This is a genomic window from Streptomyces sp. NPDC033845, assembly GCF_055576225.1.
In genome coordinates this window covers 1-12,040 of record NZ_JBVIRI010000016.1, presented here as the reverse complement: position 1 = coordinate 12,040, position 12,040 = coordinate 1, and the positions used below count along the sequence as shown (strand labels likewise).

Annotated in this window: 11 protein-coding genes; 9 read left to right on the top strand and 2 right to left on the bottom strand. The window is 73.0% G+C overall.

Annotation, left to right across the window (positions count from 1 at the left end):
- Positions 1–159 precede the first annotated feature (159 nt).
- The 4 genes from ACZ50K_RS28465 to ACZ50K_RS28450 all read left to right on the top strand — a co-directional run bounded on the left by ACZ50K_RS28465 (position 160) and on the right by ACZ50K_RS28450 (position 6,005).
- On the top strand, positions 160–660 hold the full coding sequence (locus ACZ50K_RS28465; protein WP_468908125.1) for a VOC family protein: 501 nt from the start codon (positions 160–162) through the stop codon (positions 658–660).
- A 123-nt stretch (positions 661–783) separates the two neighbouring features.
- Positions 784–1,326 (top strand): GNAT family N-acetyltransferase, encoded by a 543-nt coding sequence (locus ACZ50K_RS28460; protein WP_468908124.1) that lies wholly within the window; start codon positions 784–786, stop codon positions 1,324–1,326.
- 115 nt (positions 1,327–1,441) lie between these two features.
- Positions 1,442–2,482, top strand: a complete 1,041-nt coding sequence (locus ACZ50K_RS28455) for a vWA domain-containing protein (protein ID WP_468908122.1) — start codon at positions 1,442–1,444, stop codon at positions 2,480–2,482.
- Positions 2,483–2,606: 124 nt separating this feature from the next.
- Positions 2,607–6,005, top strand: a complete 3,399-nt coding sequence (locus ACZ50K_RS28450; protein ID WP_468908120.1) for a S8 family peptidase — start codon at positions 2,607–2,609, stop codon at positions 6,003–6,005.
- Between the two features lie 41 nt (positions 6,006–6,046).
- Here ACZ50K_RS28450 and ACZ50K_RS28445 read toward each other — a convergent pair whose 3' ends face one another.
- Positions 6,047–6,439, bottom strand: a complete 393-nt coding sequence (locus tag ACZ50K_RS28445; protein ID WP_468908119.1) for a YciI family protein — start codon at positions 6,437–6,439, stop codon at positions 6,047–6,049.
- 183 nt (positions 6,440–6,622) lie between these two features.
- On the opposite strand from ACZ50K_RS28445, the gene ACZ50K_RS28440 reads away from it, so the two are divergent.
- From ACZ50K_RS28440 to ACZ50K_RS28420, 5 genes are all read left to right on the top strand, one after another.
- Complete coding sequence (locus ACZ50K_RS28440; protein WP_468908118.1) at positions 6,623–8,329, top strand: aspartate:alanine exchanger family transporter; 1,707 nt, start codon at positions 6,623–6,625, stop codon at positions 8,327–8,329.
- 151 nt (positions 8,330–8,480) lie between these two features.
- Positions 8,481–8,945 carry a hypothetical protein gene (locus ACZ50K_RS28435; RefSeq protein WP_468908117.1) on the top strand — a complete coding sequence of 155 codons (465 nt, stop codon included), beginning with the start codon at positions 8,481–8,483 and terminating at the stop codon, positions 8,943–8,945.
- Positions 8,946–9,015: 70 nt separating this feature from the next.
- The gene (locus ACZ50K_RS28430) at positions 9,016–9,915 is read left to right on the top strand and encodes an NAD-dependent protein deacetylase (protein WP_468908115.1); all 900 of its coding nucleotides are present in this window, start codon (positions 9,016–9,018) and stop codon (positions 9,913–9,915) included.
- Between the two features lie 40 nt (positions 9,916–9,955).
- A complete protein-coding gene (locus tag ACZ50K_RS28425; protein WP_468908114.1) occupies positions 9,956–10,543 on the top strand; it encodes a GNAT family N-acetyltransferase in 588 nt (195 codons plus the stop codon).
- A gap of 149 nt (positions 10,544–10,692) precedes the next feature.
- Positions 10,693–11,205, top strand: coding sequence for a CAP domain-containing protein (locus tag ACZ50K_RS28420; protein ID WP_468908112.1), 513 nt, complete (start codon positions 10,693–10,695; stop codon positions 11,203–11,205).
- Positions 11,206–11,244: 39 nt separating this feature from the next.
- Here the strand turns inward: ACZ50K_RS28420 and ACZ50K_RS28415 are convergent, their stop codons facing one another.
- Positions 11,245–11,832 (bottom strand): TIGR03086 family metal-binding protein, encoded by a 588-nt coding sequence (locus ACZ50K_RS28415; protein WP_468908111.1) that lies wholly within the window; start codon positions 11,830–11,832, stop codon positions 11,245–11,247.
- Positions 11,833–12,040 lie beyond the last annotated feature (208 nt).

Genomic DNA, 12,040 nt, shown 5'->3' with positions numbered 1-12,040 from the left:
ATCGACCGGGTCCCCGGCCGCCCCGCCCGCTACGAGGGCACTTCCGGCTCCGCCCTCACAGGGCCAAGGCCGGGATCGGCCCCCGCCGCAGTAGTTCGAATTTGAACGGTATGCTGCGGAGGTCGGGCGAACCGCCCGACCGAGCCCCCGGGAGCCCCCATGTCCGTCCGCCGTCTGAACCACGCCGTGCTCTGGATCCGCGAGGTCGAGCGTTCCGTCGCCTTCTACACCGAGGTCTTCGGCTTCCGGGTCGACCAGCTCATACCGGGCCGGGCGGCCTTCCTCAGCGCCGCGGACACCCTCAACGACCACGACCTCGGACTGTTCGCGATCGGCGCGGACGCGCCCGGTCCGGAGCAGGGCCGGGTGGGGCTGTACCACCTGGCCTGGGAGGTCGGCACCCTCGGCGAGCTCGCGGAACTGGGGCGGGTGCTGGAGGAGCGCGGCGCCCTGGTCGGATCCAGCGACCACCTGGTCTCGAAGTCCTTCTACGCCAAGGACCCGGACGGCAACGAGTTCGAGCTGATGTGGCGGGTCCCGCGCGAGGACTGGCCCGCCAAGGACTCCGACCAGCGCCCCGGCCCCCTCGACCTGCCGGCCGCCATCGCCCGCTGGGGCGCCGACCTCGCCACCGGCTCGGCCGCCGGCTCCCCGAGCTGAACCCCGCGCACTCCGCACACCCCGGCCGTCCCGTCCCGGGGGACGCGGGCTAATCGAGGTGCCCCGGGCGGCCGGGCGCGGTTAGCCTTCCTCGTCGCGAACAACCCACGGAGGTCCCCCACCATGATCAGTACGACGCCGTCGTTTCCCGCGCGGATGGAACTCTCCGGAGAGGGTCTCGTCCTCCGCGACTGGACGGAGGCGGACCTCGAAGCGATGCCGGCCCTGTTCGACCACCCCGACATCGCCTACTGGACCCCGATCGTCTCCCCCTTCGACGAGGAGGCCGCCCGCACCCGCCTGGAGACGAGCCGGAAGCTGCGGTCGGAGGGTACGGCGATCCTGCTCGCCATCACCCTCGACGGCGGTGCCCCGCTCGGCGAGGTGATGCTGCGGCGCTCCCCCGAGGGCACCGAGATCGGCTACGCGGTCGGCCCGGCCCATCGGGGTCTGGGCCTGGCCGCACGGGCGGTGCGGCTGATGGCCGAGTACGCCTTCGGGGAACTGGGCGCGCGCCAGGTGATCCTGGAGCTGGAGGCGGAGAACGCCGCCAGCGTGGCCGTGGCCGGCCGGACGGGCTTCCGCCTCCTCGACGTACCGCCGATCACCGGCGAGGAGAAGGGCCGCCCGTTCACCCTGCAGACCTGGGGCCTGGACCGCCCCTGAGCCGGCCCGCTCCCCGACCTCCCGTCACCACCCATCGCCGCAGGACCGATTGTCAGTGGTGGGTGGGACGGTTGATCCATCGAGTCGGGATGAGCGGGAAGATCGGGGAGCCTCCGTGTCCGGAAACCAGAACTACATCAACCATGTCGCCCTTGTGCTGGACGCCAGTTCGTCGATGTCGCATCTGAGCGGCAAGGTCGTCGAGGTGGCGGACCAGCAGATCGCCTATCTGGCCCGCCGGTCGGAGGAGCTGGACCAGGAGACCCGGGTCACGGTGTACGTCTTCGCGGACAAGGTGGAGTGCGTCATCTACGACAAGGACGTGCTGCGGATGCCCTCGCTGAAGCAGCTGTACCGGGTGGGCGGGATGACGGCCCTGCTGGCCGCCTCGCTGAAGTCGCAGCGGGAGCTGGCCCAGACCGCCCAGCTGTACGGCGACCACAGCTTCCTCACCTTCGTGCTGACCGACGGTCAGGAGAACGCGAGCCACCGCTGTGCCGACGCGCCCTCCCGGAAGCCCGGCGAACTGGTCGCCGCCGTCGCCGAGATGATCGAGACGCAGGCGGACAACTGGACGCTGGCCGTGCTGGTCCCCGACCAGATGGGCAAGCGCGAGGCCATGCAGTGCGGGTTCCCCAAGGAGAACGTCGCCGTCTGGGACGCCACCAGCACCCAGGGTCTGGAGGAGGCCGGCCAGGTCATCCAGCAGGCCACCGAGAAGTTCATGATCGGCCGGACCAAGGGCATCCGGGGCTCCCGCGCGGTGTTCTCCACGGGCGCGGAGGCGGTCAACAGCGAGACCATCAAGGCCGCCGGCCTCACCCCGGCCGATCCCTCGGCCTATGAGCTGATCCCGGTGGCCCGGGAAGCGGCGATCCGGAGCTGGGTCGTGGAGTCCGGCCACACCTATCGCACCGGTGGCGCGTTCTACCAGCTCAGCAAGCCGGAGAAGGTCCAGGCACGGAAGCAGATCGCGGTGCTGGAGAAGAAGACCGACCGGGTGTACACCGGCCCGGAGGCCCGGGCGCTGCTCGGTCTCCCGGCGGTGGAGGTCCGGGTCAAGCCGGACCACAACGACGAGTTCACCATCTTCGTGCAGAGCACCAGCGTGAACCGCAAGCTCGTCCCGAACACCCGGCTGCTGCTGATGGTCTGAGCGTCAACGAGCTGTTGCGAAACGGTCATTGAACGGCCGTCAGACGGCGCGCGATACTGCGATTCCCGCGGTGTCCGTTTCTTCCCGCGGGCGATGGATCGCTTGTCTTTCAGGGGGAAACGACGTGCGTACATTTCGCAATCGGCGGACGGGGGCGGCCGCCGTGGCGGCCGCTGCCGCCATCGCGCTCGCGGCGGGGCTGACGACTCCGGTCGCCGCCTCGCCCGGATCCCCGGCCACCGCGCCGGGGCGGGGGCCACTGCCCGAGCGGCCGGGGACGGGGACCGTCCGGCTGACCCTGGTCACCGGGGACCAGGTCACCGTGGACTCCGGGGGCCGGCCGGTCGGCTTCGTTCCGGCGAAGGGCCGCGAGCGGATCCCGGTGGCGGTCCGTCAGGACCGGGGCCGGACCACTCTCGTCCCGCTGGACGCCCAGCCGCTGATCGACTCCGGGCGGCTGGACCTCCGGCTGTTCGACCTCACCGAGCTGGCCCGGCCCGAGTACCGCCGGGCCCGCGGGGACCGTCTCCAGCTGATCGTCCGCTACGGGGGCGGCGCCGGGGCGTCCGGCACCGCCAAGGCCGCGCTGCGTTCCACCGGGGGGCTGCGCGTGGAGCGTACGTACGGCCTGATCGACGCCGAGGCCGTCACCGCGACCCCGGCGAAGGCCGCCGCGCTGTGGGAGGCGCTCACCGACCGGCGGGCCGGCGGCAGCAGCCGGGACACCGGGACCGGGGTGGCCGCCGTCTGGCTGGACGGCATCCGCACCGCGAGCCTGGACAGGAGCGTCCGGCAGATCGGCGCCGACCAGGCCTGGGCGGCCGGGTTCGACGGCAAGGGGGTGAAGATCGCCGTCCTCGACACCGGTATCGACACCGGTCACCCGGACCTCGCCGGACAGGTCCTCGCGGCGAAGAACTTCAGCGCCTCCACCGGCACCGGCGACCGCTACGGCCACGGCACCCATGTGGCCTCCATCGCCGCCGGGACCGGCGCCAAGTCGGGCGGCAGGTTCAAGGGGGTCGCCCCGGGCGCCAAGCTCCTCAACGGCAAGGTCCTCGACGACAACGGCTTCGGTGACGACTCCGGCATCCTCGCCGGGATGGAGTGGGCCGTCGCCCAGGGCGCCCAGGTGGTCAACCTCAGCCTGGGTGCGGCCGACTGGCCCGGGCTCGACCCCGTCGAGACGGCCGTGAACAAGCTGTCGGCCGACAAGGGGGTGCTGTTCGCCGTCGCCGCCGGCAACGGCGGCCGGTCCGGTCCCGGCTCCATCGACTCCCCGGGGAGCGCCGACGCCGCCCTGACCGTGGGCGCCGTGAACGACAAGGACGTCCTCGCCGACTTCTCCGGCACCGGCCCCCGGCTGGGCGACGGGGCCGTCAAGCCCGATGTCACCGCCCCCGGCGTGGACATCACCGCGGCCGCCGCCCCCGGCAGCGTCATCGAACGCGAGGTCGGCCAGAACCCGCCCGGCTATCTGAGCATCTCCGGCACCTCCATGGCCGCCCCGCACGCCGCCGGCGCCGCCGCCCTCCTCAAGCAGCAGCACCCCAAGTGGACCGGCGCCCAGCTCAAGGGCGCCCTGGTCGGCTCGGCCAGGCCCGGCCGCTACACCCCCTTCCAGCAGGGCAGCGGCCGGATCGCCGTGGACCAGGCCCTCAGGCAGACCGTGATCGCCGAACCCGTGGCGCTGACCTACGCCGGCGGCCAGTGGCCGCACGGGGACGACGCCCCCGAGACCCGCAAGGTGACCTACCGCAACCTGGGCGGCGCCCCGGTCACCCTGAAGCTGTCCACCACCGTCACCGGCCCCGACGGCAAGCCCGCCCCGGCCGGCTTCCTGACCTTCGCCCAGTCCTCCCTGACCGTCCCGGCCGGCGGCACCGCCTCGGTGTCGCTCACCCTGAACACCCGGCTGGGCGGCTCCGTCAACGGCCGGTACCACGGGCACGCGGTGGCGACCGGGCCCGGGACCGGCGGCGGACAGACCGTCCGCACCGCGATCGTCGCGGAGCGCGAGGTCGAGTCGTACGCGCTGACCGTCCGCCACATCGGCCGGGACGGCAAGCACCCCCGGAGCTATCTCAGCAACATCCAGGGCGTGGCCGGCGGGGCCCTCGGCCGACGGTTCGAGAACCACGAGAACTCCGGATCCGAGACCCTGCGCGTCCCCAAGGGCACCTATCTGCTGAACTCCCGCGTCCTCGTCGACCCGGAGGACCCCGAGGCCGGCCTGGACTGGATCGCCCAGCCGCGCCTGGACGTCAACCGCAACACCACGGTGACCGTGGACGCCCGGACCACCAAGCCGGTCAAGGTGACGGTGCCCGCGAAGACGGCGGTCCAGGAGTTCGTCACCCCCACCTACGAGCTGCGGGTCGGCGACGAGCGGTACGGCTTCGGCTGGTGGCTGAACTCCTACGACCGGCTGCGCACCCGGGGCCAGGGGCCCGCACCGGCCGCGGGCAGCAGCCTCTACCAGCAGTGGGACACCCACTGGGCGGACGGCGCCGACGAGTACCACGCCGCCCTGGGCGGCCCGGTGACCGCCCTGGCCACCGGCTACACCCGGCAGCTGAAGGGCGCCGACCTGGCCACCGTGCTCGTCGAGCAGGCCACCTCGGGGCAGGACAAGCAGGCCATGCTGGAGGCCATCGGCCGGCTCCCGGGAAGCACCTGGAGCAGTTCGGTCGCCGCCATGCGGCCGGTGCCCACGGCGGTGCGGATGTACCTGTCGGCCGTGGACGGGGTCCGCTGGATCCTGACCTCCACCCAGTACGGCACGGACGCGGACGGCTATCCGACCGCCGAGGAGGCCGTCTACAGCTCATTCCGCTCCTATCCGGGCGGCCGGACCCACACCGAGCGGCTCGGCGGAGCCGTCGTCGGCCCACGGCTGGACACGAAGGCGGGATACGGGGTGTACCGGCAGGGCGACCAGGTGTCGGGGACGCTGCCGCTGCTCGCCGACAGCGCCGGGCACGAGGGCTTCGGACTCCTCGCCAAGGGCAGGACGGAGCTGTACCGCAACGGGGTCCTGGCCGGCACCCGGACCGCCGAGCTCCGCGACGCCGCGCCGTTCGCGGTGCCCGCCGGTGAGGCCTCGTACAAGCTGGTGAGCTCCTCCACCCAGCCCGCGGCCGTCAGCCGCACCTCGTCGAAGGTGACGGCGACCTGGTGGTTCCGCTCCGGCAGCACTCCGGCGGGCGCCCCGAAGGCGCTGCCGGTGTCGATGGTCCGTTTCCGTCCGCAGATCCGTATGGAGGGCACCTCCAACGCGGGCCACCCGCTCCGGGTGCCCGTCACCGTCCAGGGGCCGGCGGCCGGCCCGGGCCTGAAGTCGCTGACCGTGTCGGTGTCCTACGACGACGGCTACACCTGGAAGGTGCTGCCGGTGCGGGACGGCGCGGTCACCACCCAGAACCCGCCGGCCGGCGGCCATGTGTCGCTGCGCGGCACGGTCACCGACACGGCGGGCAACACGTCGGAGGTGACCGTGCTGCGGGCCTACCTCACCGACTGAGCACACCGTCGGCCGGGCACACGGTCGACGGGACGGACGGATCAGGACGCGGGCGGGCCCTCGGGGATCGCGTGCACCTCGACCGGGTCGCTGCCGGGCTTCCCGCCCGGACCGGGACAGGCCGAGGCACGCGCGGCGATCTCCAGGGCCCGCTCCTCGCTCCCCACGTCGACCAGCCAGTAGCCGGCCAGGATGTGTCCGGGCCGGGCGGGACCGTCGGTGACCTGCGGCCGGCCGTCGCCGCCCGCCCGTACCGTCTTGACCCTCGACGGTCCGCCCAGTCCCTGTCCGTCCACCCACTCCCCGGCCGCGGTGAGCTCCTCGTTGAGGGCTCCCATGTGGGCGAACATGGCCTCCATGTCCTCCTGGGAGAACGAGGACATCACGGCGTCCCACTCCTCCGCGGGCACGTTCATCTGGATCATGTACTTCATGGTGCTCACCCTTCCGGGGTGTCCGATGGCGACTCGGGCTGACGAAGGGTAGACCGCCGGCCGCCCCGGAACTCATCGGCCCGCCGCGGGAACATCCCGGCGGGGAGCACCGCCCGCCGCCGACCGGGTGAAGGACGGGCGCGGGGCGTAGGGCGGCGCGGCGGGGCGGGCAGTGAGGGAGGTATGGACTGGCTGAGGGACCACCTCTTCGAGCCGTATCCCGAGCTGCTCGTGTTCCTGACCCTCGCCGTCGGGTTCCTGCTGGGCCGGATCCGGTACCGGTCGTTCGCCGTGGGCGCCGTGACGGGCTGTCTGCTGGCCGGGCTGCTGATCGGCTCCCAGGTGGGCGTGGAGATCACCGGGCCGATCAAGTCGGTGTTCTTCCTGATGTTCCTGTTCGCCCTGGGCTACGAGGTGGGGCCCAAGTTCTTCCGCTCGCTGCGCAAGGACGCCCTGCCGCAGCTGGCGCTGACCCTGGTGGTCTGCTCCACGGGGCTGGCGGTGTGCTGGGGGATCGCCGTGCTGCTGGGTTACGGGCCCGGGCTGGCGGCCGGTCTGCTGGGCGGGGCGCTCACCCAGTCCTCGGTGATCGGGGTGGCCGCGGACACGATCGCCCATCTGCCGGGCCTGGGCAGGGACGCGGTGTCCGACGAGACGCATCTGGTGGCCATCGCCTATGCCGTCACCTATCCGCTGGGCACGGTGCTGCCGGCGATCCTGCTGCCGACCGTGCTGCCCCGGCTGGTGCGCCGGGACCTGGCGGCAGAGTGCGCGGTGCTGTCCGCCGATCTGACGGAGGCCCTCCCGGAGGCGGAGCCGGACTACGGGCAGGGCTACTACCAGCACGTGCTGCGGGCGTACGAGGTGGACGTGGACGGGTTCGCCGGCCGGAGCATCGGGGAGTTCGAGGCCGAGCAGCGGGAGCTGGACCGGCGGATCTACATCACCCGGGTGCGGCGGGACGGGCGGATCATCGCGCATGACGCGGACACCCGGCTGCGGCTGGGCGACACCCTCGCCGTCAGCGCGGTGCGCGGGGACCTGGTGGCCTTCGACGCCCGGACCCACATCGGCTTCGAGTCCGACGACTTCGAGCTGCTGGGCTACCGCACGGAGACCCTGAGCATCGTGCTCACCAGCCACCATCTGGACGGCAGCACCATCCGGACGCTGCGGCACCAGCCGTTCATGACGGGCGTGTTCATCGTCGGCCAGCACCGTGCCGGGGTGGAACTGCCGATGGGCCGCGGCAATGTGCTGATGCGCGGGGACACCCTGGTGATCACCGGGCCGGAGTCCCTGGTGGAGCTGGCGGCGGTGCGTCTGGGGCAGGCCGTGCCGACCACCTCCGCGACGGATATGGCGTGGATCGCCACCGGGCTGTTCGTGGGTGGCTGCGTGGGCATCCCGGCCCTGCACGCGGCCGGTGCCCCGCTGTCGCTGTCGACCTCCACCGGGGCGCTGCTGATGGGGCTGGTCTTCGGCTACCTGCGGGCCCGCCGGCCCACGTACGGGAACCTGCCGTCGGCCGCGCAGTGGCTGCTGGGCACGCTCGGGCTGTGCATGTTCGTGACCGTGGTGGGTCTGAACGCCGGCCCCAGCTTCGCGAGCGGGCTGGCGGAAGCGGGCTGGCCGCTGCTGGTGGGCGGGGCGGTGGCCTCGGTGCTGCCGCTGCTGGTGGGGTTCGGGGTGGGGCACTTCGTGCAGCGGATCCCCCTGCCCACCCTGCTGGGGGCGCTGGCCGGGGCGCAGACCACGACGGCGGCGATCGGTGCGCTCAACGAGAAGGCCCGCAGCCAGATCCCGGGGCTGGGGTGCACGGTCCCGTACGCGCTGGGCAATGTGCTGCTGACCTTGTGGGGGTCGGCGATCGTGCTGCTGGTGGGCTGAGCGGCCTTCGGGCGTGCGGGCGCCGTTCACGTGTCGATCATTCCTCGATCATGCGTGGATCACGGGAACTTCGTCTGCCATGTGAAATATCACATGGCAGGGGCGGAACTGATCGCCCCCCGTACCGACCCAGTACCGAGGAGAACCTCCGATGAACCGATTGGCCCTGCTCACGGCCGGTGCCGCCACCGTGCTGGCCACCGCCGCGATCAGCCCCGCCGCCGCCACCCCGGCCCGCACCGCGTCCACGGCGACTGCCGCGACCGTCTCCTGCGGCAACTCGGGACTCCAGGCCGGCCTGTCCACCCGGGTGTGCGCCGCGGTCAGCGGCACCACCGTCGAGTTCTACGGCACGGTCGCGCTGGCCGGCCCGCCCTCCCCGGGCAGTCCCCCGCCCGCCACCAAGGAACTGCTCACCACCCTGTCCGCCGGGATCGTCGGCGGAGCGGCACCGGACACCCAGGTGAAGACGGTCCACTTCACCGCCACCACCCTGGAGGTCCACGGGCTGGTCAGCACCGTGCCCTGCGGTTCGACCGTGCGCGGCACCTTCGGGGTGACCTCGTTCCCGCGGCCGGCCAACCCGGTGGCCCACGAGGTCACCCTGCCCTGCTGAGGCCTCCTCCCCGGGGATCCGGCACCGCCGGGGCCGTGCCCCCGCGGTGCCCGTTCCGTAGGCTGGCGGCATGCGCATGCGGCCCACCCTGAGCTGGACTCCCACCGAGGACCTGCCCCCGGGCACCACGGATCCGGAGCCGGTCGCCCGCGCGCTGGCGGCCGGGGGCGTGCTGGTGCTCAGCGGGGCGGGCATCTCCACCGAATCCGGTATCCCCGACTACCGGGGCGAGGGCGGCAGCCTGCGGCGGCACACGCCGATGACCTACCAGGAGTTCACCGCCGGTGCCCGGGCCCGGCGCCGCTACTGGGCGCGCAGCCATCTCGGCTGGCGCACCTTCGGCCGGGCCCGGCCCAACGCCGGGCACCGGGCGGTGGCGGCGTTCGGGCGGCACGGCCTGCTGGCCGGGGTGATCACGCAGAACGTCGACGGTCTGCACCAGGCCGCCGGCAGCGAGGAGGTCGTGGACCTGCACGGCCGGCTGGACCGGGTGGTCTGCCTGTCCTGTGGCACCCGCAGCCCGCGCGGTGAGTTGGCGGAGCGTCTGGAGGAGGCCAACCCCGGGTTCCGGCCTGTGGCGGCCGGCCTCAACCCGGACGGCGACGCCGACCTCACCGACGCCCAGGTCGGGGACTTCACGGTGGTGCCCTGCACGGCCTGCGGCGGGATCCTCAAACCCGATGTGGTGTTCTTCGGCGAACCCGTGCCGCCGGAGCGGGTGCGGCACTGCCGCGACCTGGTCGGCGGGGCCGCCTCGCTGCTGGTCCTGGGCTCCTCCCTGACGGTGATGTCCGGGCTCCGGTTCGTCCGGCAGGCCGCCCAGGCCGGCACCCCGGTACTGATCGTCAACCGGGACCCGACCCGGGGAGACCCGCACGCCCTCACCCGCCTCGCCCTCCCCCTGGGCCCCACCCTCACCGCCCTGGCCACCCACCTGTCCCTCCCCCTGGCCGAGGAACCGCCGCCGTAGGGAGCCCCGGGTTCCGCGGAGGGTGTGCCAGGATTTCGCGATGATCTCCGAACCACTGATACCGGCCGTCGTCCCCGCAGGCCGACTGGCCGCCATGGAACAGCCGGTACTCGCCCTTCCCGGCGGCCTGGAGCTGCGGCCCTGGCTCGCGTCCGACGCCGGGACCCTGGTGGCCGCCGGCCGGGACCCGGCGATCCGGCACTGGAACCGGCTTCCGGCGGAGGACCTGGCACAGGCACGCCGGCGGATCGAGCGCATGCACGAACGCCGACGGGCGGAGCTCAGCGCGATCTGGGCCGTCGCCCGGCCGGACGGCCCGGCCGTCGGACTGATCGGGTGGGGCGACATCGACCTGGCGGGCGGCAGCGCCGAGATCCTCTACTGGATGCTCCCGGCGGCCCGCGGCGGCGGTGTGGCGGTGGAGGCCACCCGGCGGCTCAGCGCCTGGGCCCTTGACGAGCTCGGCCTGCACCGGCTGCGCCTGTGCCACTCGGTGGCGAACCCGGCCTCCTGCCGGGTCGCCGACAAGGCCGGGTACTCCTTCGAGGGCACCCTGCGGAGCTCGCTCCTGCACGCGGACGGCTGGCACGACGAGCACCTCCACGCCTTGGTGCAAGGCGACCTCTGACCCGCCCCCGCCCTCGAACCGGGGCTGACCTGCGGGTTCGGTGGTGGGAGATGCGGGTGGGGCGGGTGCGGCGGAGAATTTGGGGCTGGGGAACCGAGCGGAGGCGCGGTCGCGCCCGCCGCTTCGACCGAACGAAGGAAGGTACCCCCATGGCTTCCGGACCTGGACGAATACGGCGCCGGTGCACCCTCGCCTGCGCGTCCTCCCTGCTGGTACTGGCGGGAACCGTCGGCGCCACCACCTCGGCCACCGCCGCCACCCCCGTGGAATCAGGTACGAGCGCCGGGGTGCGGGCCGTGCTCCCGACGCAGATCGACCCGAACAAGATCTTCGAACTGGTCAACCAGGAACGTGTGAAGGCCGGCTGTCAGCCGCTGGTGTCCGACCCGGCCCTCACGGCGGCGGCTCAGGAGTACGCCAACGACACCACCACCAACCACACGGGCTCGGACGGATCGAGCATCGCGGACCGCATCAGGAAGGCCGGAGGGACGGCCAACTCCGGCGCCGAGAACATCGCCTGGGGCTCCGGTGACGAACAGGTGCACGTGGACGGCTGGCTGAGGAGCCCCTCGCACGCGGGCACCATCAGGAACTGCTCCTACACCAAGACGGGCGTGGCCGTGGCACGTGACCGGATCGTGCAGGTGTTCGCCAACTGATTCCGGCAACCCGGCATTCCGGCATTCCGGCCGAGGGCGTCAGTGGGCGCCCGGCGCCGTCCAGCCGGGATCGCGCCCGCTGAGCCCGACGGCCCGGTCCAGCAGCGGGGCCCCGTCCGGTACGGGCACCAGGGGCCCGAAGATGCCGTCGCCGCGGTCGCCCGCGGCGGCGGCTTCGTACAGGAACGCGTGCGCGGCGCCCAGCGCCGTCCCGTCCGGCTCGTACTCCTGGCCGGTGGCCCGGGCCAGGTCCCAGCCGTGTACCACCAGCTCGTCGACGGCCACCGCCCCCGCGACCTCCCCGGGCAGGTCGACCCCGCCTGCCCTGGTCATCCCGGTCCAGGCGGTCGGATCCTCCCAGGCCTCGGCCAGCTCCCCGAGGACCCGCGGCAGCTCCTCCCGCCAGCCGGCCGGCAGGACGGGCACGGAGGTGTCGGGTGAGGTGTCGGTCGTCGGGCCGAGATCCTTGCGGGCGGCGTCGCGGAAGGCGACCGCGAGCCCGGAGAGGTGTCCGAGCAGCTCACGTACCGTGTAGTCGGGACAGGGCGTCGGCGCGTCGAGCCCCCCTTCCGGAACGCCGGCGACCAGCCGGGCGACGGCCTGGGTCTGGGGACGGAGATCGAACATCGGCCACTCCTTCGGTCTGCGCGGATGCGCGGGTGTGGGGCTCCGGGAGGATGCGCCCGAAGGGTAGACCGCGGGGAGGGGCGAAACTCATCGCGACGCGGCGGGACGCGCGCGTACGACGATGCCCGGCCCCCGTCAGTGGGGGCCGGGCATCGTCGTACACGTCTTGGAGCGTGGGGGCCGCTGGTCTAGTACCAGTGGTTGGCCT